The sequence below is a fragment of the Arthrobacter sp. S39 genome, assembly GCF_004320525.1.
Classification (GTDB): domain Bacteria; phylum Actinomycetota; class Actinomycetes; order Actinomycetales; family Micrococcaceae; genus Arthrobacter.
The window spans coordinates 488,647-508,761 of the sequence record NZ_SIHX01000002.1 but is presented as its reverse complement, the minus strand read 5'-3'; the positions used below and the strand labels follow the sequence as shown (position 1 = coordinate 508,761).

Sequence of the window (20,115 nt, the reverse complement as noted above, 5' to 3'; positions counted from 1 at the left end):
TTCCCTTTGTGGTGTGGTTTCTCAGCCCTTGACGGCGCCGAGCGTCATGCCTGCGACGATCTTGCGCTGCAAGAGAAGGGTAAGGAGGATGACGGGGATGGAGTAGACGGCTGCGAGTGCCGTCATGGATCCCCAGTCCAGTCCGAACTGGGTCTGGAAGTTCGCGATGACCACCGGAGTGGTCTGGGACCTGACGGCGGTCATCAGGAGGGCGAACAGGAACTCGTTCCAGGACGCCAGGAAGGCGAAGATCGCCGTGACCGCGATGCCGCCGGAAACCACCGGGATGACCACCCGCCACAGGGCTCCGAGCCTGCTGCAGCCGTCCACGGTGGCCGCTTCCTCCAGGTCCTTGGGCACGGCTTCGAAGAAGCTGGACATCAGCCAGATGGAAAGCGGCAGCGAGATGGTGGTGTGGGCGATCGACAGGGCGATGGGCGTATCCGCGAGTCCGGCTGCCGACATCATTGATGCGAGCGGGATGCCGATGGCCACCGGCGGCACCATCCGGGTGACCAGGGCCGCCATGATGAAGACGCGGCCGCTGGGTGTTTTGTAGCGGGTGATGCCGTACGCGGCCGGAACGGCCAGTACGAGGGACAGGACCGTGCTGATGATGGCCGTCTGCGCGCTGTTGATGAAGGAGGCCAGCACCCCGCTGCGTCCCAGGGCGTTGGTGTAGTTCTCCAGCGTCCATTCCTTGGGCAGGATGGTGGGCGGGACGGCGATGGTGTCGATCGGCGTCTTGAAGGACGTAAAGAGCAGGTAGAGGAACGGGAAGCCGTAGAAGATCATGGCCGCCGCGAGGAGGATCCACAGCAGCGTCCTGGTGCTGCGTTTGCCTGCTTCGAGGCCCTCCGCGTGGTGGCGACGGCGGCGCGCGCCGGTGCCGCCCGGAGCCTTGGTGCTGGGTGGGGAAGGAACTGTTGTGGTTGGCATGGTGGTCTCCGTTGCGGCTGGACCGTGAAGGCGGGGGTCTGCGAGGCTCATCAGTTGTCCTTTCCTGGCCGCCAGATGGTGGAGACCGCGAAGAAGGCGACGGCGAGCATGGCCAGCAGGTAGATGGTTCCCATGGCGCTTGCCAGGCCGGGATCGCCGAAGCGGATCATGGTGCGGTAAATCAGCAGGCTCATGGTTTCGGAGGCGGACTGGGGGCCGCCGTTGGTCTGGATGAGGATGGTGTCGAAGGCACGTGCTGCGTCGATGCCGCGGACCACCAGGGCGACGGCGATGACCGGCCGCAGGAGTGGAAGGATGATCCGGAACAGCATGGCCGGCGCACGGGCCCCGTCGAGGCGGGCCGCTTCGATCAGGTCACCGGGGATGTTCTGCAGGCCGGCAAAGAGCACCAGGCACATAAACGACGTGGTGAGCCAGATGTCCGGAATGGCCACCGAGAACAGCACGATGTTGGGGTCCGACAACCAGCCGATCTGGTTGGGGTTGGCCAGCAGCCCGGCCTGGTGCATGAGGGTCCCGATCAGGCCGAAGTTGTCGATCATGAGGAACTTCCACAGCAGGCCTGCCACGATCGGCGCAATCATGAGCGGGTAAAGGAACACGGTCCGCCAGATCTGGGAGTTGCGGCCCAGCATGGTGAAAAGCAGGGCCATGCCCAGCCCGAGGGCGAATTCGAGGGCCACTACTACCAGGGTGTAGGCGAGGGTCCGCCAGCCGGCGCCCATGAATGCCTCGGAGGCGAAGGCCTGGAAATAGTTGTCCAGGCCCACGAAGTCGCGGGGCCCGCCGGCGATGGGCGAGATCTTGAAGAAGCTGTCGGCCACCAGGCGGAACAGCGGGTAAGCCACGAAGATGGCGAGGAACAAAGCCGCCGGTGCCATCAGAAACGTTGCGAAGCGGCGATCGGAGATGCGCACGGTTTTCTCTTCTGTTTGTTGGGGGCCGCGGCCGGCACCGGTTGGGCAGGTGCCAGCCGCGGAGTCTTACTTGAGGAGGGCCTGGATCTGCTTCTTGGCGTCAGCCAGGAGGGCTGCGGAGTCTCCGCCGGCCACGGCTTTCTGCAGGAGGGGCACCAGGACGGTGTCCACGATCTGCTGCCACTTCTCGGTGGCCGGCCGGGTGGCAGTGGCCTTACCGTTCAGTGTTTCGATCAGCGGGCCGAAGCTCTCGTACCCGGCCTTGTCCTGGTACTTCTCGAAGGCCGAGATGCGCGAGGCGAGGCCCAGGCTGGACTCGATGCCCATGCTGTTGTAGTCATAGGCGCACTTGACGAACTTCTTGGCGTTGTCCGTGTTCTTGGTGGCCTTGGGGACTGAGAGGTACCAAGGTCCCGGAACGCCTGCCACGCCAGCGCTGCCACCGATCATCGGCGCGGCACCCACTTTGCCGGCCACCGGTGCATCCTTGGGGATCTGGCGGTAGGCGTGGGCCCAGAAGCGGGTCATGGCGGTCTTGCCCTGGTTGAAGAGGTTCTGGGCCGCTGCCCAGTCCACCTGCGCCGCACCCGGGGGCGCGTACTTGGTCAGGCTGGTGTAGAAGTCCAGCGCTTCCCGGTGGGCGTCGTTGTCGATGACCACGTTGTTGTTTTCGTCCAGGATCATCGGGGAGCCGGCCTGGAGGACGTGGGCCAGCCATTCGGTCTCGACGCCGCCCTTGACGTCCGTGCCGTACATGCCGTCCTTGGTGAAGAACTCGGAGATGTCCGTGTACTGCTTCCACGTGGTGGGTGCCGCTAGGTCGTAACCGTACTTGGCCTTGAAGCCGGACTTGTTCGCGGCGTCCTCGAAGAGGTCTTTGCGGTAGAGGATGATTTCGGCGTTGGTCCAGGCGGGCATGCCGATGAAGTGGCCGTCCACGTTGGCTTCCTTGACGAGGGCCGGGAAAATGTCCTTCTTGGCCTCATCGGTGAAGAGTTCGTCGATGGGCTGGACGGCGTCCTTGAAGCTGGGCAGCCACACGGAGTCCAGGGCGGCGACGTCGAAGGAGACGTTGCCGGAGGAGAACTCGCTGGAGAGCCGGTTGAACATGCCGTCGTAGGGCAGCTCGACGAAGTTGACGTCGATTCCCGCGTCCTTCTTGCACTGCTCGGCGACGCCGGTCAGTTCGGCGTGGCCGCCGGCCTCCACCAGGACGTTGACGGTGCTGGCGGCGCTACCCGAAGTGGTCGGGCCCCCGGCGCCGCACCCGGTGGCCGCAAGTGCGACGGCGGTGCAGAGGCCGCCGATGGTGGCGAACCTGTTGATGGTCTTTCGAGTGGACATCGCTGTCGACTCACTTTCTCTCGAACGGAATGGCGAGACAGTCTGTGGGGTGAAAAATCGTTTTGCCAAAACGACTTGGCATAAATGTATGCCTCGTTCAGGCCGAGTGTCAAGGGTCACATGACGTGCATGTTTTGCCTTGCCGGCGGCGTAGGCCGAAAGATGCCAAATCGTTTTGTCAACCGGCCCGCTTTGGCACGGCTTAAAATGCCGGTGGCGGCCTCCGAAGAGGCCGCCACCGGCAGTGCTGTGCGAGGGTTTTACTCGTAGACGTGCGGCGCCAGGGTGCCCACGAAGTCGAGGTTGCGGTACTTCTCGGCGTAGTCCAGGCCGTAGCCCACCACAAACTCGTTGGGGATGTCGTAGCCCACGTACTTAACGTCGATCTCCACCTTGGCGGCGGTGGGCTTGCGGAAGGCGGTGCAGATTTCCACTGAGGCGGTGCCGCGGGATTCCAGGTTGGTCTTCAGCCAGGACAGCGTCAGGCCGGAGTCGATGATGTCCTCGACGATCAGCACATCCTTGCCCATGAGGTCCGTGTCCAGGTCCTTGAGGATGCGGACAACCCCTGAGGACTGGGTGCCGGAGCCGTAGGAGGAAACAGCCATCCAGTCCATGGAGATGTGGCTGTGGAGTGCCCGGGCGAGGTCTGCCATGACCATCACCGCACCCTTGAGCACACCAACAATGAGGATTTCACGGCCTTCGTAGTCCTTGTCGATCTCGGCAGCGAGTTCGGCGATCCGCTGCTGGATCTGTTCCTTGGTGTAGAGAACGTGCTTGAGGTCTGCCTGGACGTCGTTTGAATCCACCAATGGCTCCTGTGTAGATGCGGGGTGCGACTAATTTTGGGGCGGTTTTTGAGGCCGGAATACTAGCTTCCCACAGCGGGCGCCCTCACGGGGAACGGGACTGCCGCCGTCGGGCCGGCCGGCGCCCGCACCGGGCCGGTTTGCCGCCCCCAGCTGCGCCAGCGACATCCGGTACACGCTCACGCCGCCGGGAAGCTCAACCGGCCCGGCCGAACCCTGCCGCCGAAGCAGCGCTTCCGCCGCCAGAAGCCTCTGGTAGCTGGGCTGTTGGCCCCCGACGTAGGCCGCCGCCTTCGCGATGACCCGGAACCTGATGGCCGGCGCCAGGTCCCCGAGCGCCTCCTCCGGAAGGCTCACGTCAACGCCGGAGCGTTCCACCAGGGCGGCAAACGTGCTCTCCGCCACGTCCTCGAGGTAGTCGGCGTCCAGCTGCAGGATCGCAGCGGTCCGGGCCAGGGATTCCGCGACGCCGGGCCCGAGCTTTTCTTCGAGCATCGGCAGCACTTCCACGCGGGTCCGGGAACGGGCAAAGGACGGGTCAGCGTTGCTGGGGTCATGCCAGGGTTCGAGTTCCTCGACGTCGCAGATCGCCAGGGTGTCCGCGCGGCGGAGCCCCAGGAACGGCCGGAGCAGGATCCCGCGGGCAGGGCGCATCCCGGCCAGGGACCGGGTCCCCGAGCCGCGGGCCAGCCCCAGCAGGACCTGTTCGGCCTGGTCGTCCAGGGTGTGGCCCAGGAGGACCGCAGTCGCGCCCTGGCCTGCGGCGGCAGCGTCCAAGGCGGAGTGGCGGGCGTCGCGGGCGGCAGCTTCGGGGCCCATGCCGGTGGGCGCGACAACAACGGTGCGGACCTCCACCGGGGCAAGTCCAAGTTCCGTGAGGGTCTGCGCGGTGCGGGCGGCCACCTCAGCCGAGCCGGGCTGCAGCTGGTGGTCCACCACCACGGCCCCGACCGTCACGGGGTGCCTGTCCACATGGCCGCGGCGGGCAAAGTACGCTGCCACGGCGGCGAGCGCCAGCGAGTCCGGGCCCCCGCTGCACGCCACGATCACGTGCGCGGGATAGCCGGCATCCGCCAGGGCGTTCTGCAGCGCCTTGCGCGCTGTGCCGACGACGGGCGCGAGCCTGCCGGGCCGCCGTCGTCCGCTGTGCACTTCAGGCAACTAGAGGCCCATCCGGTCGAGCCAGATCCTGGCGTCGTGGATTTCGGGCTCGGTGGGCAGGTTGTCCGCGGATTCCCAGACCCTGTTGAACCCCTCCATCCCGGCAGCGTCCACTACGGCACGGACGAACTTGGCGCCGTCGGAGTACTGGCGCATCTTGGCGTCCAGGCCCAGCAGGCTGCGGATGAACTTTTCGATCACGCCGCGGTCCTTGCCGCGGTCGTTGAAGCGCTGCCGGATGGTCTTCACGGACGGCACAATGCTGGCGTCGACGGCGTCCATCACCACGTTCGCGTGGCCTTCCAGCAGGCTCATCACGGCCGTGAGGTGCGACAGGGATGCCTTCTCCTCCGGGTTTTGCAGCAGGTCCAGGATGGCGCCGCGGCCGGGCGTGCCGCCCGTGGCGGTCCGGTCTTTGAGGGAGCGGGCGGCGGCGGAGGCACGCTCCATGAGGGAGTCAACGTTGCCCAGCAGGTGCACGCTGAGGTTGTCGATCTCGGAGAGCATGTGGTGGCGCAGCCAGGGTGCGGCGGCGAACTGCACGCGGTGCGTCTGTTCGTGCAGGCAGACCCAGAGCCGGAAGTCCTCGGGTGTGACGTTGAGTTCGCGCTCCACGGTCACGATGTTGGGGGCCACCAGCAGCAGCCTGCCGCCGGCCGGCGCCGTTGAGCCTTCGGCGAGGGCGGCGAAGGGGTCGTACTGGCCCAGGACTTTGCTGGAGAGGAAGGCCAGGACGGCGCCCAGCTGGCTGCCGGTGATGGCGCCGCTGACGGCCGCCGCGGCGGGGCTGACCGTGCCGCGGCGGCTTTCCAGCATTTTCTCCATGGCTGGTTTGAGCATCACCGCGAAGCTTTGGGTGTTGGCCTTGGCCCACGATGCCCGGTCGACCACCAGTACGGAGGAGTCCCGCAGATCCCGGGCCGCTTCCAGGCCGGTGATCTGGTGGACGTGGTGGACGGATTCGTCAGCGAGCCGCCGAAGGCTGTCCACGGCGTCGCCGATTTCCGCCGGGGAAAGTACTGGCCCCGCGGATGTCAGCCGTGCGGCAGTGGACGCGGCGAGGTCCCAGTTGATCAGGGCCTGGGCCGGGCTGGACGGTGCCGGTGCGGACGTATCACGTGCGGTGGACTCCATAGTTCCCATCAGAACACAGCGGACCGCGGATCGTCCTTAAGTTCGCTCACCGGCGAACGCCCGCAGGCCTCAAGCCACAGCCACAGCCCGGGCACAGGATGCCGAAAGCGCAGTGCTAGCCCGCGCGGGCACAGTGGTACCAGCAGCACCCGGCAGCACCCCCAGAGGAGAACCCCATGATCCAGTACCGCCCCATCGCTCCCCTGACCCTCGGACCCCGTAAGGGCTGGAGGTCGGTGGCGGCCGCCGTCGTGATGGCCGCCCTGCTGGGCACTACTGCCACCTCCGCCGTTGCGGCCGAGCCGGAAGCCTCAGTGACGCAGGCAGGCCAGGCAGCCCCGGCCACCGGTTCCGGCGATTCCGCCTAACGGCAGTTCCTAGCGGCAGCCGCAGGCCGCGAGCGCGGTGGCGGCCCGGTCCAGGGCTTCCTTGTTGCCGCCCGACCCGGGGGTGAGGCCGTTGCCGATGAACGAGAACACCAGCAGCCGGCCGTCGGCATCCACCACGTAGCCGCTGAGCGCGATCACCGAATTCAGCGTTCCGGTCTTGGCCCGAACCAGCCCCGCGCCACGGGCGGTGGAGCTGTCCCCGTAGCGGGTGTCCAGGGTTCCGGTCAGGCCGGCCACCGGAAACCCGGCCAGCGCGGCCCGGAGCCTGAGGTCCGCCCCGGAGGTGATGGCGCGCACCACTTCGGCGAACTGGCGGGCAGAGACCTGGTTGTCCAGCGCCAGCCCGGACACGTCCGCCAGCCGCATGGTGTCGGTGGGAATTCCCAGTTCGGCGAGCTGGGCCCGGACCGTGGCTGTGGCGGCGTCGTTGCTGGCCGGTTGCCCCTCGGCCGCGGCCGCCATCCGGCCCAGGACCTCCGCGAGGTAGTTGTCCGAGGTCTGGAGCATCAGGTCAACCTGCTCGCCCACAGTGGCGGACTGGACCTCGGCCAGGACGTCCGGGTCACGGGCAGGTGTTTCCGGCGTCGTGTAGCGCCCGACGCCGGTTGCCACGGTCAGTCCCGCGGCGGCACCTGCCGCCTTGAGCTGCGCCGCGAACGCCTCGGCGGCGGTGACGGCAGAGTCCTGCGGGCGGGGACCCGTGGTGACGGCGGGATCGAACCGTGCCGAGTTCAGCGCCAGCGGGAACAGCGGGGCCACTTCGCCGGCTTCGACATCCCCGTCGGCCCAGGCCGGATTCAGCGCCGGGCCGCTGAAGAGTGAATCGTCGACGAGGACTTTCAGCTCTCCGGTTGCGCCGGCGTCCTGAAGTGCAGCCACCGCGGCCGCGGCCAGGGTGGCGAGCCCGGCGTGGCCCAGCACCTCTTCCGGGGCGGACTCCCCCGCTCCCAGGAGGACGTCACCGCCGCCGGTCAGCACTACCTGGTCCGGGGTGGGACCCGCGATGACCGTGGTGCTGAACCGGGCGTCCGGCCCGAGGACCCGCAAGGCGGCCACCGCCGTCAGCAGCTTCATGTTGGACGCCGGTATCCGGTTCTCCGAACCGCCGCGGTCAAACAGGACCTGGCCGGTGAACGCATCCTGGACGAGCCCCGTGAAGGTGCCGCCGCCGTCGGGCTTTAACACCGGTTCCAGCTGGGCCGCGACGGCCGTCGGAAGCGGTACCGGCGCAGAGTCCGTCAGCGGGGACAGGCCCTGCCGGGCGGGAAGTGACGCGGGGGCCTGCTGCCAAGCCGGTGTTTCGGGCGCCTCCACGGGGGCCGGGCCGATGAAAGCCGGGGCGAGCAGCCAGCCGGCGGGGAGGCCCAGGATGACGATCAAAACCATGAGCAGCGCCGTGGGCCAGGCCTTCAGTCCCCGGTGGAACGTGCGCCGGAATGCATCCGTGAACGCCGCCGTGAACCCTGCGAAGCCCGATGTTTCCTTCATGTTGGTGCTGGTCCTCAAGTCCTGAAAATTCCCCACAGTTCCTGAAACTTGGGCCTCTCGCTATATCCTCAATAGTAGTCGGCGGCACCGACACTCCTTTTTTGCTGGTCGTCTACTGTGCCGCGCACCCCCTGCAATTGCCGAGGAGCATTCCATGAAGCATGACGTGACCATCGAGATCCCCAAGGGATCCCGCGTCAAGTACGAAGTTGACCACGAGACCGGCCGCGTCCGCCTGGACCGCGTCCTCTTCACCTCCATGCAGTACCCCACGCACTACGGGTTCTTCGAAAACACCCTGGGTGAGGACGGCGACCCGCTGGACGCACTGGTGCTCCTGCAGGACTTCGACCTGCACCCCGGCGTCATCGTCGAATCCCGCCCCATCGGCGTTTTCAACATGACCGACGACGGCGGCGGAGACGCCAAGGTCCTGTGTGTCCCGGTTGACGCCCGCTTCGACCACATCCAGGAAGTCAGCGACGTCAGCGAATTCCTGATCAAGGAAATCGAGCACTTCTTCACCCGCTACAAGGACCTGGAGCCGGGCAAGTGGGTCAAGGCCGAAGGCTGGGGCGACCGCGCCGCCGCCGAGGCCGAGCTGGAAGCTTCCATCAAGCGTTACGTGCCGGCCGCGCACTAATTTCCTCAAGCAACGCGGGGTCACTTCCTGCCCATTCCACGCTTGGAATTGGGCTGGAAGTGACCCCGCGTTGTGGTTTAACGCCTACTCGGCAACCACCGGTCCGTGCAGTTCCGCGCGGCGCGACCTGTGGAACAGGCCCCGGATGCCCGCAGTCACGTCGATGACGATCATGGTCAGGATGGTCAGCATGATGGCTGGAAGGGCAAATTGCGCGGACCGGACATGCTCCGGCTCCTCGAACACCTCGTAGGGGGCCTCGAAACCGCCGTGCTGTATGACGGCGAACAGCTCGCCCGCATGCCCAAGGAGAGCTATTGACTGCGCCGCGAGCAGGATCCAGGCCAGGACGCGGAGCGTGCGGTTCGGGGCCAAGCCCTTCAGCTGCCAGATCACCCAGAGGCCAATGATGAGGCATGGGATGTAAATCAGATGGAACGTCATGTGGGCCGTCCCCAGCAGTGTCACCGGCAGGATGGCAAACGGCACTAGCACCACCAGGTTGGCCATGCCCAGCCAGAAACCGAAGCGGCCCGCCATCCGCCTGCGTCCTGTTTCCGCCTCCGCTGTCCGTTCAGTGACGGCCTTGCTATCCGCCATCGGGATCATCTCCTTGTATCCGCTGGCACCAAGCCAGGACTGGTTGATGATCCCGAAGCTACGCCGTCCTGCCGGCCGAATCATCGGTGAAAGCACCTATTCCCTCCGGGCCGGATCTGGGACAGCATTGGCTGTATGGCTGTCGGCGGATTGAGCTTGCCCCCGACGCCGCTCCATCCCGAGAGAATCCTGTGGTCCGGCGCCGCCGGAGCGCTGCTCGCGGTGGGTGTGGCCAGTGCCGTTCTTCAATGGAATGCCGTCATCGATCCGCCGTTTTTCGCATTTTCCCCTCCGGCGCACGTGTCGCTGATCTGCGCGGCCGGCGTCGTTTTTACCTCGGCTTCGGTGATCCGGCGCCTGGGAAACCGGCGCCTGACGTGGCTGACGTTCGCTGTGGGTGCCGCGCTGTGCCTGTACCCGTTCTGGATGTTCCTGAGCAACACCCTGGTGTGGAACGGCGGAAACACCGCACTGTCCGGAACCATCCTGCTGGCGACGGCGTTCTCGTGGCATGCTCCCTGCCTGCTGCTGCTTCAGTTGCTGCCAATTGTGGTAGCAGAGGACATCGCCGGACAGTCACGGCGGCTGGTGCGCTACCTGCTGGTGGCTTCCGTGGCCTTGGCGTCGTTCTCCCTCGCCGTGGGCGGACAGGCCCGGAGCATGCCCCAGATGGAACCCCTGCTTCCGCCCGGGTCGGCACTCGGCTCCTTCCTGCAGTGGTTCTCGGATGGGGCAGGCTCCTTCCTGTGGCTCGGCAGCTTCCTGGTATCGCCGGTCACCGTGTGGCTGCTGGTCCGGGCCGGTGACGGCGAGCGCCGACAGCGGCTGCTGCTGGCGGGCATCGCTTCGCTCATTCCGGTCTTCATCATCGTCCTGTGCTCGGCAGCGGGTATTGCCGTTGCCGTTGGCGGTCTGGGCGACTCCGTGGGATTCACCACACTGATCGTGGGGTTCGCTGTGAGTTGTGCACTGACGGCGTTCCTCGTGGCCGGTGCCGTAGCGTCCGAGACCGGGCGTGGGATCCCCCGCCGGCTGATCACGCAGGTGCTCAAAGTGACGCTCATCGGGACCGTCGCGCTCGGGGCGGCCAGCGCTGGAATCGCCACAGCCGGATCAGTATGGCTTTCGTCCATGGTGACAATCGCCGTCGCCGCTGTCCTGATACCGTTCGCGTTGAGGCTGGCCACGTGGTGCAGCAGGGTGCTGGACCCGCGCGAAAATCTAATGGCGCAGCTGCGCCGGCGTGGCAGTGTGCCCTCCGGTGGTGAAGGGCAGGCGATCGAAGCCGCACTCCGTGCAGCGACTAACGACGCCGGCGCCACAGTCAGCCTCAAACTCCCGGAGGGCGCTGGCTGGGTTGATTCAACGGGGCTTGCGGTGCCGTCGCCCAGAGCGCATGAGCATGCACTTCTTCTGGGCACCTCCGGAGATCCGCACGCCTGCATCGTGTTCGGTTCCGCCCGGTCCGCGTCGTTGGGGGCTGCCATCCCCCAACTCGACCGCATCCTGGAACCGGCTGTCCTGGAGGCCGCCGTGCACTACCGGCATGCCGCCGCCGATCGTGAGTCTGCGCGGGCGGTTGGGGCCGGCGCCCAGGAGCGCGCCCGGATCGTCCAGGACATGCACGACGGCGTGCAGGGCCGCCTGCTGGGGCTGGCCCTGAACCTGCAGTCGGCATCCCGGAAGGTGGAGGATGCACACGCGCGCCTGGCCATGGAGGAGATCGTGTCCGGGATGGGCGGGGTCCTGGAGGAACTGCGCCTGCTGGCGCTGGGGAGCGTGCCGGCGAAGCTTGCGTCCAATGGACTGCAGGCTGCGCTCAGTGACTTCGTCGCGCCGATGCCCATCCCTGTCTATCTCGCGGTCCCGCCGGACCGGATCAGCCCGCAGCTCGAGGCCATGAGCTACTTCGTGGTGGCAGAAGCCGTCACCAACTCCGTGAAACATGCGCACGCAAGCTATGTTGACGTCAGGCTGCTGGTGGCGGACCGCGTCCTCAGCATCACAGTTGCCGACGACGGCGTTGGCTCGGCCGATCTGCGGGCCGGCACGGGACTGCGCGGCCTGGCAGAGCGTGTCCGTGCGATGGGCGGCCACCTGATCGTCAGCGACCGCACGCCCAGTGGCACCCTCGTGGAGGTGTCCGTACCGTGCGAATCGTCATAGCCGAGGACCTGGTCCTGCTCCGCGAAGGTATCGCCCGGCTCCTCGCGGATGCCGGCCACACGGTAGTGGCCCAGGCGGGCGACGCACACGGCCTGATCGACGCCGTCGTCGAGCACCGCCCGGATCTGCTGATCGCCGATGTCCGGATGCCGCCCAGCCACACGGACGAAGGCGCCCGCGCCGCCCTCATGCTGCGGGAGCGCTACCCGTCGCTGCCGGTGATTATCCTGTCCCACGTTGTGGATCCTGCAGTCGCCGTGATGATGACCCGCCGGAACCTGGCTGCCTTCGGATACCTGCTCAAGGACCGGGTCCTGCACACCGAAGAGTTCCTGGCAACGGTCCAGCACGTCGCCGACGGCGGCACGGCCATTGATCTGCAGGCAATCAACGCGTTCCTGCTGTCCAACGAGCACCGGCTGACGGCACTGACGCCACGCGAGCTCGAGGTGCTGCGGCACCTGGCGGCGGGCCGCAGCAATGCCGGGATCGCCCAGGTGCTGGTCACCTCGCGCCGGACGGTGGAGGCCCACCTCCGCTCGGTGTTCGTCAAACTTGGCCTGGAAGAGGCGCCGGAGGACAACCTCCGGGTCCAGGCGGCACTCGCGTGGCTGCGTGAGGGAGCCGTCGCCGGCTGACCGGCACAACTGCGGGTGGCCCAGTTCTTCAGGAACCGCGCCACCCGCCGTCGGCGTTTAACCAGCACCGCAGCGCGAACGTACAGTTGAGGCCCTAAAACCCTTCGATTTTTGGGCCTCAAGTGTACGTTCGCGCGTTACCAGCGGCGGATCAGGAAACTGTGGAATCGTTGACCCGTGAGTTCCGAGCCTTCGTTTAGTCCCCCTTGCGGTCCGATCAGCGGCTGGCGGGACGGTGACGTGGTGCGCGCCACCGGAATTCCCTATGCCACCGCGGGCCGCTTCCAGCCCCCGGTCAGTGCGACGGACTGGACGACGGCGTTTGCCGCAACCTCGCCCGCCCCGGCCTGCCCGCAGGGTCCCGTGCCGTTCCTCGACGACGTCCTGGGCACCCGCTACGGCGAGCTCCCCGGCAGCGAGGACTGCCAGCGGCTCTCGATCACCGTTCCCGCCGGCCTTTCCGACGGCGAGCAGATCCCGGTTATGGTGTGGCTGCACGGCGGGTCCTACACCTCCGGCTCCGGCGACCTGGCCATCTTCGACGCCACGTCCCTGGTGGCTGAAAACCGCATCATTGTTGTGTCCGTGACGTACCGGCTTGGCCTGTTCGGGTACCTGGCCACAGGTACAGGACGCCCGGCGAACCTCGGGCTGCTTGACCAGCTTGAGGCCTTCCGCTGGGTGCAGCGCAACATTTCCGCGTTCGGGGGCGATCCCGGCCGCGTCACCGCGTTCGGGCAGTCCGCCGGCGGCGATTCCGTCGCCCACCTGATGGCGACTCCTGAGGCGCCGTCGCTGTTCCAGCGGGCCATCATCCAGAGTGCACCGCTGGGCATCATCCGGGGCCGGCACAAGATGAGCCACGCCATGGGCATCGCGGCCGAAGCCGTCACCGAGGACACGCCCTCCATGGACGTCGTCGCCGTTGAGGACCGCGTGTCGCAGGTGGCCCGGAAATACGGGCTGATGGCGGCCATGCCGTTCGGCACGCAGTACGGGCACGCCCCGCTGCCGCCCGAGGCCGACATTGAGGCGGCCTGGAACGCCACGGCCCCCGGCATCGAGGTGCTGATCGGGCACACCGCCGACGAAGCACGTCTTTTCCTGCCCCGGAGCCCCCTGGTCAGCCGGCTGGACAAGGTTCCCGTGCTGGGCGACCATGCCGTGCGGGCCATCAATTGGGCGGTGACGGAGGCGGTGTACGGCCGGGCAGCCCGGAAATTTGCCCGCCGCCACGCCCGCGCCGGCGGCAAGGCACACAGCTACGTCATCTCCTGGGGCGCCACCGGGAACTACTACCGCGCCGCGCACACCGTTGACCTGCCGCTGTTGTTCGGTAACCAGCAGACCTGGGCAGCCGCCGGACTCCTCAAAGGCTCCACCTGGGAGGAGATCAACGCCGTGGGCCGTGAGCTGCGCAGCCTGTGGGCCGCGTTCGCCCGCGGGGACGGCCTGGCCGAAACAGGCGGCATCCCCGGCGCCCTCCAGTACCGCTCGGAATAAACCCGGGGAAGGTTTCAGGTACCTGCCACGGCATTGCGGATAGCAGCCACCAGAAGGTCCTGCCGTTGGAAGTAGGCGTTGTGCCCGGCGTTCTCGACGACGAGCAGGCGACAGCCGGGGACCGTGGCGGCGACGTGCTCGGCGCCGCGGCGGATGCGCGGCCTTTCGTCGTCCCCGATGAACACCAGCAGGGGGCTCGTGATTGACTCCAGCCCCTTCTGGAACGCGTCAACAGCCTCGGCGTCGGCGCTGAGGAACTCGCCCTGGCTTGCCTCCAGGCTGCGCGGATGGCGGGCGGCCTCGATCGCGGCGGCCGTGGAACGGACCCGGATGTAGCGGGCGTGGTCGAGCGGGTTGGCAGCGATCCATTCGTCCGTGAAGGAGTTTCCCACCCCCAGCCAGATCCGCTCGTCGGCGTCGAGCGAGCTGAACACCTCAAACTTCTCCGGCCGCCCGGGCTGCCCGGGCGGCGGCACGACCAGTGGCCAACCCATGCCGCAGACCACCAGGGCGGCCGCGTCGCCGGGATGGCGGACGGCCCAGCGAAGAGTGGTCATGCCGCCCATGGACTGCCCCACGATGACCGGGTTCTCCAGCCCGAGCGAACCGATGAAGTGCTCCAGCTCTGCCGCCCGGTCTACGAGCGGTCCCTGCCGCGGCGAGTTCGAGGACCAGCCGTGGTCGTAGGTGTCGTATGCCAATACCCGGAAGTCCTGCTCCAGCTCCGCGATGATCGGCTCCCAGCACGCCGCCGCGGAGGCATGGCCGTGCAGCAGGACCACCGGCTGGCCGTGGCCTGAGTCGGTGTAGTGGATGTCGTTGCCGAGCACGTCAAGCCATGGCATGCGGACGGTTCCCTCCGGGCAGCGGGCCGCCGGTCGGCCCTCCGCCCACCAGCGTTCCAGAACCCGGGCAGCGTGTCACGGTGCGTCCAGCATGGCGGCGGTAAGGTCGATTGCATGACCCCCTCGGAAACCGGCGGTGTCGCGTGAGGACACTGGGCGTCGATCTCGCCGCAGCGACTAAGAAGACGGCTGTCGCTGTCCTGGAATGGACTGCCGGTTCTGCCCGCCTGGAGCATCTGGCCCTGGATGTGGATGACCGGGAAATCGTGGAACTGTTTGGCACCAGTTCGATGACCGGAATCGACTGCCCGGTGGGCTGGCCCGATGCCTTCCTGCCCTTCCTCACCGGGCACCTGCATTTTGACGCCCGCCCGGTCCTGGACCACGACGGCATCGAGGGACGCCGGTTGTTGGCCTACCGGGACACGGACCGCTTCGTCACCGCACACACCGGCCTGATCCCGCTCAGCGTCTCCGCTGACCGGCTCGCCCACCCGGCCATGAGGTGCGCCGTGATCCAGGCCAAGATCGCCGCTGAGTACGGGCCCCAGCCGCGGGATGGATCCGGCCGCCTGGCGGAGGTCTACCCCGCTGCGTCGCTGAAGGCGTGGGGCCTGTTGGCCCGCGGGTACAAGGGCCGGGGTGCTCCCGAGGCAGACCGGCTGGGCGTGATTCTGGACCAGCTGGCTGCGGCGGCGCCCTGGCTGGACCTGGCAGGCCAGGAGGACCGGCTGGCCGCATCCGATGACCTCTTTGACGCGGTCATCGCCTCACTGAGCGCCCGCGCAGTAGCTCTGAAGCAGACCGTGGGGCCGCCGGAAACCCATGCCGCCGCAGCTCTGACCGAGGGCTGGATCCATGTGCCGTCCGGCCAGCTCGCCGGCCTCGGGGGCAGCTAGCCCTTTTCCTGCTCCTGGCCCAGCGCCCAGTTCCGGATCTCCTCCGGGTCCTCCCCGTGCGTGCGGGTGTGTTCCCTCGCCGCGATCCGCCGGTCCTGGAGCGTCTGTCGCAGGAGGGAGTGCTTCTCGGCCAGGCCGGGGACGCGGTCGATCGCGTCGATGGCCAGCTGGAAGCGGTCGATCCCGTTGAGCATGGCCATGTCGAACGGCGTGGTGGTGGTCCCCTCCTCCTTGTAGCCGCGCACGTGCAGGCCCTCCTGGTTGGTCCGGCGGTAGGCAAGCCGGTGGATCAGCGACGGATAGCCGTGGTACGCGAAGATGATCGGCTTGTCCGGCGTGAAAATTCCGTCAAAGTCCGACGCCGGGAGGCCGTGCGGGTGCTCACTCACGTCCTGGAGCCGCATCAGGTCCACCACGTTGACCACCCGGACCTTCAGCCCCGGGGCACCATTCTTCAGCAACTCGGCAGCAGCCACTGTTTCCACCGTGGGCACGTCGCCGGCACAGGCCAAGACGACGTCGGGCTCCTCGCCGGATACCTCGGAACCTGCAAAACCCCAGATGCCTAGCCCCCGCTGGCAGTGGTTGGCGGCGTCGGCCGGGCCCAGCCACGTGGGCGACGGCTGCTTGCCGCTGACCACGATGTTCACGTAGTCCGTGGACGCCAGGCAGTGCTCCATCACGGACAACAGGGTGTTGACGTCCGGCGGCAGGTAGACCCGGATAACCTCGGCCTTTTTGTTCACGGCGTGGTCTATGAAGCCCGGGTCCTGGTGCGAGAAGCCATTGTGGTCCTGCTGCCAGACATGTGAGGACAACAGGTAATTTAGCGAAGCCACAGGCTGGCGCCACGGCAGCTTGCGGTGCACCTTCAGCCACTTGGCGTGCTGGTTGAACATGGAATCGATGATGTGGATGAAGGCCTCGTAGCAGCTGAACACGCCGTGCCGTCCGGTCAGGAGGTAGCCCTCCAGCCAGCCCTGGCACAGATGCTCGCTGAGCACCTCCAGCACCCGGCCCGACCGCGCAAGGTGCTCGTCGGCGTCGTCAATCCTGTACTGCCACACCTTGTCGGTGACTTCATAGACGTTCTGCAGGCGGTTGGATGCCGTCTCGTCAGGGCCGAACAGGCGGAAGTTCTCCATGTTCAGCGAGATCACGTCGCGCATCCACGAACCCAGCGTGATCATGGGGCTGATCCGCTCGGTGCCGGGCTCCGGCACCTCGACGGCGTGGGCAGAGAAGGCGGGCAGTTCCAGCGCCCGGCGCAGCTGCCCGCCGTTGGCGTGCGGGGTGGCGCTCATGCGGAAATCACCGGTGGGAGCAGACTCGGCGATGCCGGGCCGGAGCCTGCCATCACCGTCGAACAGCTCCTCCGGACGGTAGGACTGCAGCCACTCCTCAAGAAGGTTCAGGTGTGCGGGGTTGGTGCGGACCTCGGACAGCGGAACCTGGTGGCTCCGCCAGGTGCCCTCCACCTGCAGGCCGTCCACCGTTTTCGGGCCAGTCCAGCCCTTCGGCGAGCGCAACACGATCATGGGCCAACGGGGCGCCCCCTCGTCACCTGCGGCGCCCGCACCGTCACCGCGGCGGGTGTCCTGGATGGCGCGGATCCCGGCCAGGCAGTCCTCCAGGGCAGCGGCGAAGTCCCGGTGCGCCTGGGCGGTGTCGTCCGGGTCGGCGACGGTGACGAAATACGGCTCGTGGCCGTAGCCGCGCAGCAGCTGCTCCAGCTGGGCTTCCGGCATCCGGGCGAGGATGGTGGGGTTGGCGATCTTGTAGCCGTTCAGGTGCAGGATGGGCAGCACGGCGCCGTCGGCGGCAGGGTCCAGGAAGTTGTGCGAATGCCAGCTCGCCGCAAGCGGACCGGTTTCGGCCTCGCCGTCCCCGATCACGACGGCGGTGACCAGCTGGGGATTGTCGAACACCGACCCGTAGGCGTGCGCCAGCGCGTACCCCAGTTCGCCGCCCTCGCTGATGGATCCCGGCGTTTCCGGTGCCGCATGGCTGGGGATGCCGCCCGGGTAGGAAAACTGCCGGAACAGCTCAGCCATGCCGGCTTCGTCGTTGCCCACGTGCCCGTAGATCTCGGAGTAGGTGCCCTCCAGCCAGGCGTTGGCCACCACCGCCGGGCCGCCGTGGCCGGGCCCGGCCACAAACAGCATCTCCTGGGAATCCCGGCGGATCAGCCGGTTCAGGTGCGCGTAGACGAAGTTCAGGCCCGGGGTGGTGCCCCAGTGGCCCAGCAGCCGGGACTTGGTGTCCTCGGCGTCGAGCGGTTTCCGGAGCAACGGGTTGGAGCGCAGGTAGATCTGGCCAACCGAGAGGTAGTTCGCGGCCCGCCACCAGCGGTCCACGAGTTCAAGTTCGTCCTGCGCCAAGTTGCCGGCCATAGCCATCCTTACGTCGCATCGCCGCCGGGGCGGCCGTCGCTCCATCCGAACAGAAGACTGCCGCGCTGGCAACCTCTGCGGTTCCCCAGCCGCCCTCTCCCCGGCCAGGATCTCCCGGGCCGCGGGCGCTTCCGCCCGTCCAAAACCAGCTCTGCCACCAGGCTTGGCCAGGCTTGAAAAAGGGCCCTTCCGTGATGGGTGCCACCGGGTAGGGTGTACCCAGAATGTTCACGCTGACCATCAATCAAACGGACAGCCGGCGCGATGGTGACCGGGTGCCGCAGTTACTCAAGGACCTGCGGCATATCCCCGCGCGCCTGGACTTCGACCGTTCGGTTGAAGATGAGGTGCAGGGCATCGTTGATTGTCCGCACCAGGCGGTTGAGGCCGCGCTGATCGCCCTGCGCTCAGGGTCCTGGTACGTGGGGGTTGGCGTGGGTCCCCTGAATGAGCCTCTGCCGAACCTGATCAAGGACGCGTCCGGCCACGGCCTGGTCTACGCACGCCGCGCCGTGGACCGGCTGCGGAACGGCAAGGACCGGGTCCCGGTAGCCGTGGAGGGACCGCTGGCCGACGTTGCCTACGAGGCCGAGGCCGTGCTGCGGCTCCTGGGCCATATTGTGCGGGACAGGTCCGGCGCTGAGTGGCGGGTCCTTGACCTCATGACCCCCGGCGTCCGCGGGCAGCAGAAGGCGGTGGCGCAGGAACTCGGCATCACCACCCAGGCCGTGAGCAAGGCCGTCGCCCGGTCGCAATGGGCGGAGGAACACGCCGCCCGCCCCGCCGCGGCCAGGCTGCTCGCCCTCATCCTCGAGGTGCGCTGAACTCCCCGGCTATTGCAGGGCGCCGATGATCGCCCCCATCGCCGTGAACGCCACGATGTTGTAGCTGGCGTTGATGGCGAACAGTGTCAGGCTGCGGCGCTCAAACAGGTAGTTGATTCCCAGGGCGGCCGCCACCCAGGCCACCCCCGCAGCCAGCCCGGCCAACGTGCCGAAGCCCGCGCCGCCGTCGCCAATGAACGCAGCCAGCACCACCGCCATGACCAGCGCGAGCAGGAACGACCCCACAAAAACCCGGACGGTCCCGCGCTTGAGTTGCCCGTCCGTCACGCCAGCCTCGCGTTGCCACACTTTCGCGAACAGCACCGAGTACCACAGGCCGCCCACCAAAAACGTTGCCAGTGCCGCCAGCAGTACACCCAGCCAGCTGATGTCCAATCCCATCACAGCCATCCTTCCCGGGCGACCGTTCCTGCGGCGTCCCTGGCTGGAGCATATGCCCGCCCGCGGGCCGGGTCTTGTACAAAAGCCGCACCGCCGGGTGGCGGGATGCGCACTTCCTCAGCGTGCCGCCGTCGGGCTGTCCCCGACGCTGTGGAGCGGGACGAAGGTGGCGTATTCCGGTCCGTGTTCCCGGATGAGGCGCAGGTATTCCGACGGCGTGAAGCCGCTGTAGCGCCGGAAGGTGCGGATCAGGTGGGGCTGGTCGTAGTAGTCGGCCAGTGCCAGCAGCTCCCGGCCGCTTGACCCGTCTTCAGGCAGGCGGGCCGCGGCGTTAACGAAGCGGTAGAACCGGCATACATCGGCGTAGCTCTTGGGCGTGATCCCGCAGTCGCGGAACATGGTCCGCTGCAGGGTGGACGGGTTGACCCCCAGGCGGCGGGCAAGCCCGGCCACGGGCACGTCCTCCGCCGCCAACAGCGCCACAGCCTCCACCGACCGCGGGTCCGCTCCGCCGCGGAGCCTGGAAGTGAGGAAGCCTTCAAGGGCGGCGAATGCGGTGGCTGGACCGGCGTCCATCAGGTCGGCGCGCAGGGCAGTGAAGCCGGGCAGGAAACCGCCAGTGTCCTGCACTTTTCCCTGCAGGTCCGACGGCGGCACGTCCGTGAGTGCCGCGATGCCGTACGGCTGCAGCGCGGCACCGATATTGAACAGCTGCGGCGGATTCTCGCTGATGAGGTAGCTGCGCTGGATGCCTGCGTAGAAGCCGACGGCCACCTCCGTCGCCCCGAGGTCCGGAGCCGCGGCAAACGGATCGATGAGGCGGTACGGCGAGGACAGGTTCAGGACCAGGTGCGCCAACGGACCGGGAAGGATCTTTTCGTACTTCGCCGCCGGTTCGCCGCGCACAAACCAGAAGTGGCTGACGTACGGCCGCAGCCGGGCGGGGGCGGGACACTCCTCGTAGAGCACACGAGCAGTCTACGGCGGACCGGTGTCC

The 20,115-nt window shown here is 67.4% G+C and carries 19 protein-coding genes; 7 read left to right on the top strand and 12 right to left on the bottom strand.

The genetic code is table 11. From position 1 onward, the window contains the following. Nucleotides 1–21 precede the first annotated feature (21 nt). From EYS21_RS06195 to EYS21_RS06170, 6 genes are all read right to left on the bottom strand, one after another. Nucleotides 22–939 carry a carbohydrate ABC transporter permease gene (locus EYS21_RS06195; RefSeq protein WP_207307697.1) on the bottom strand — a complete coding sequence of 306 codons (918 nt, stop codon included), beginning with the start codon at nt 937–939 and terminating at the stop codon, nt 22–24. Nucleotides 940–989: 50 nt separating this feature from the next. After that, nucleotides 990–1,877, bottom strand: coding sequence for a sugar ABC transporter permease (locus EYS21_RS06190; protein WP_131132309.1), 888 nt, complete (start codon nt 1,875–1,877; stop codon nt 990–992). A 66-nt stretch (nt 1,878–1,943) separates the two neighbouring features. Further along, a complete protein-coding gene (locus EYS21_RS06185; RefSeq protein ID WP_131132308.1) occupies nt 1,944–3,221 on the bottom strand; it encodes a sugar ABC transporter substrate-binding protein in 1,278 nt (425 codons plus the stop codon). Between the two features lie 260 nt (nt 3,222–3,481). Next, complete coding sequence (gene hpt / locus EYS21_RS06180; protein ID WP_131132307.1) at nt 3,482–4,033, bottom strand: hypoxanthine phosphoribosyltransferase; 552 nt, start codon at nt 4,031–4,033, stop codon at nt 3,482–3,484. A 30-nt stretch (nt 4,034–4,063) separates the two neighbouring features. After that, the gene (gene tilS, locus EYS21_RS06175) at nt 4,064–5,122 is read right to left on the bottom strand and encodes a tRNA lysidine(34) synthetase TilS (protein WP_131132405.1); all 1,059 of its coding nucleotides are present in this window, start codon (nt 5,120–5,122) and stop codon (nt 4,064–4,066) included. Between the two features lie 72 nt (nt 5,123–5,194). Continuing rightward, nucleotides 5,195–6,328, bottom strand: coding sequence for a zinc-dependent metalloprotease (locus EYS21_RS06170; protein WP_131132306.1), 1,134 nt, complete (start codon nt 6,326–6,328; stop codon nt 5,195–5,197). Nucleotides 6,329–6,504: 176 nt separating this feature from the next. Here EYS21_RS06170 and EYS21_RS06165 point away from each other — a divergent pair, with 176 nt between their 5' ends. Continuing rightward, on the top strand, nt 6,505–6,696 hold the full coding sequence (locus EYS21_RS06165) for a hypothetical protein (protein WP_131132305.1): 192 nt from the start codon (nt 6,505–6,507) through the stop codon (nt 6,694–6,696). A gap of 9 nt (nt 6,697–6,705) precedes the next feature. Here the strand turns inward: EYS21_RS06165 and dacB are convergent, their stop codons facing one another. Beyond that, nucleotides 6,706–8,103, bottom strand: coding sequence for a D-alanyl-D-alanine carboxypeptidase/D-alanyl-D-alanine-endopeptidase (dacB, locus tag EYS21_RS06160; RefSeq protein ID WP_242633316.1), 1,398 nt, complete (start codon nt 8,101–8,103; stop codon nt 6,706–6,708). Nucleotides 8,104–8,359: 256 nt separating this feature from the next. Here dacB and EYS21_RS06155 point away from each other — a divergent pair, with 256 nt between their 5' ends. After that, nucleotides 8,360–8,848 (top strand): inorganic diphosphatase, encoded by a 489-nt coding sequence (locus EYS21_RS06155; protein WP_024818962.1) that lies wholly within the window; start codon nt 8,360–8,362, stop codon nt 8,846–8,848. 84 nt (nt 8,849–8,932) lie between these two features. Here EYS21_RS06155 and EYS21_RS06150 read toward each other — a convergent pair whose 3' ends face one another. Beyond that, a complete protein-coding gene (locus tag EYS21_RS06150) occupies nt 8,933–9,448 on the bottom strand; it encodes a hypothetical protein (RefSeq protein WP_131132303.1) in 516 nt (171 codons plus the stop codon). A gap of 135 nt (nt 9,449–9,583) precedes the next feature. Here EYS21_RS06150 and EYS21_RS06145 point away from each other — a divergent pair, with 135 nt between their 5' ends. The 3 genes from EYS21_RS06145 to EYS21_RS06135 all read left to right on the top strand — a co-directional run bounded on the left by EYS21_RS06145 (nt 9,584) and on the right by EYS21_RS06135 (nt 13,755). Continuing rightward, nucleotides 9,584–11,614 (top strand): histidine kinase, encoded by a 2,031-nt coding sequence (locus EYS21_RS06145; RefSeq protein ID WP_131132302.1) that lies wholly within the window; start codon nt 9,584–9,586, stop codon nt 11,612–11,614. After that, nucleotides 11,599–12,252: a response regulator transcription factor gene (locus EYS21_RS06140; RefSeq protein WP_131132301.1), complete on the top strand. Its 654-nt coding sequence runs from the start codon at nt 11,599–11,601 to the stop codon at nt 12,250–12,252. The genes EYS21_RS06145 and EYS21_RS06140 overlap by 16 nt, the downstream gene beginning before the upstream one ends. A gap of 177 nt (nt 12,253–12,429) precedes the next feature. Continuing rightward, the gene (locus tag EYS21_RS06135) at nt 12,430–13,755 is read left to right on the top strand and encodes a carboxylesterase family protein (protein WP_131132300.1); all 1,326 of its coding nucleotides are present in this window, start codon (nt 12,430–12,432) and stop codon (nt 13,753–13,755) included. Nucleotides 13,756–13,769: 14 nt separating this feature from the next. Here the strand turns inward: EYS21_RS06135 and EYS21_RS06130 are convergent, their stop codons facing one another. Then, entirely contained in the window at nt 13,770–14,600 is an 831-nt protein-coding gene (locus EYS21_RS06130) for an alpha/beta hydrolase (protein ID WP_131132299.1), read from the bottom strand. Nucleotides 14,601–14,743: 143 nt separating this feature from the next. Between EYS21_RS06130 and EYS21_RS06125 the strand changes: the two genes are divergently transcribed. Beyond that, complete coding sequence (locus EYS21_RS06125) at nt 14,744–15,499, top strand: DUF429 domain-containing protein (protein ID WP_131132298.1); 756 nt, start codon at nt 14,744–14,746, stop codon at nt 15,497–15,499. Here the strand turns inward: EYS21_RS06125 and EYS21_RS06120 are convergent. After that, on the bottom strand, nt 15,496–17,892 hold the full coding sequence (locus EYS21_RS06120; RefSeq protein WP_131132297.1) for a phosphoketolase family protein: 2,397 nt from the start codon (nt 17,890–17,892) through the stop codon (nt 15,496–15,498). The genes EYS21_RS06125 and EYS21_RS06120 overlap by 4 nt on opposite strands. Before the next feature lie 224 nt (nt 17,893–18,116). On the opposite strand from EYS21_RS06120, the gene EYS21_RS06115 reads away from it, so the two are divergent. Next, a complete protein-coding gene (locus EYS21_RS06115) occupies nt 18,117–18,716 on the top strand; it encodes a hypothetical protein (protein WP_131132296.1) in 600 nt (199 codons plus the stop codon). A gap of 9 nt (nt 18,717–18,725) precedes the next feature. On the opposite strand, the gene EYS21_RS06110 is transcribed toward EYS21_RS06115, so the two are convergent. Together EYS21_RS06110 and EYS21_RS06105 are read right to left on the bottom strand one after the other, a co-directional pair. Further along, nucleotides 18,726–19,118 carry a DUF1761 domain-containing protein gene (locus tag EYS21_RS06110; protein WP_131132295.1) on the bottom strand — a complete coding sequence of 131 codons (393 nt, stop codon included), beginning with the start codon at nt 19,116–19,118 and terminating at the stop codon, nt 18,726–18,728. 117 nt (nt 19,119–19,235) lie between these two features. Further along, nucleotides 19,236–20,087, bottom strand: a complete 852-nt coding sequence (locus tag EYS21_RS06105) for a helix-turn-helix domain-containing protein (RefSeq protein ID WP_131132294.1) — start codon at nt 20,085–20,087, stop codon at nt 19,236–19,238. Nucleotides 20,088–20,115: the final 28 nt, after the last annotated feature.

Coding starts and splice junctions, on each gene's coding strand:
- EYS21_RS06195 (WP_207307697.1), bottom strand. CDS start 939: ATGCCAACCACAACAGTTCCTTCCCCACCCAGCACCAAGGCTCCGGGC.
- EYS21_RS06170 (WP_131132306.1), bottom strand. CDS start 6,328: ATGGAGTCCACCGCACGTGATACGTCCGCACCGGCACCGTCCAGCCCG.
- dacB (WP_242633316.1), bottom strand. CDS start 8,103: ATGGTTTTGATCGTCATCCTGGGCCTCCCCGCCGGCTGGCTGCTCGCC.
- EYS21_RS06155 (WP_024818962.1), top strand. CDS start 8,360: ATGAAGCATGACGTGACCATCGAGATCCCCAAGGGATCCCGCGTCAAG.
- EYS21_RS06150 (WP_131132303.1), bottom strand. CDS start 9,448: ATGGCGGATAGCAAGGCCGTCACTGAACGGACAGCGGAGGCGGAAACA.
- EYS21_RS06185 (WP_131132308.1), bottom strand. CDS start 3,221: ATGTCCACTCGAAAGACCATCAACAGGTTCGCCACCATCGGCGGCCTC.
- EYS21_RS06120 (WP_131132297.1), bottom strand. CDS start 17,892: ATGGCCGGCAACTTGGCGCAGGACGAACTTGAACTCGTGGACCGCTGG.
- EYS21_RS06115 (WP_131132296.1), top strand. CDS start 18,117: ATGTTCACGCTGACCATCAATCAAACGGACAGCCGGCGCGATGGTGAC.
- EYS21_RS06165 (WP_131132305.1), top strand. CDS start 6,505: ATGATCCAGTACCGCCCCATCGCTCCCCTGACCCTCGGACCCCGTAAG.
- EYS21_RS06145 (WP_131132302.1), top strand. CDS start 9,584: ATGGCTGTCGGCGGATTGAGCTTGCCCCCGACGCCGCTCCATCCCGAG.
- EYS21_RS06110 (WP_131132295.1), bottom strand. CDS start 19,118: ATGGGATTGGACATCAGCTGGCTGGGTGTACTGCTGGCGGCACTGGCA.
- EYS21_RS06130 (WP_131132299.1), bottom strand. CDS start 14,600: ATGCCATGGCTTGACGTGCTCGGCAACGACATCCACTACACCGACTCA.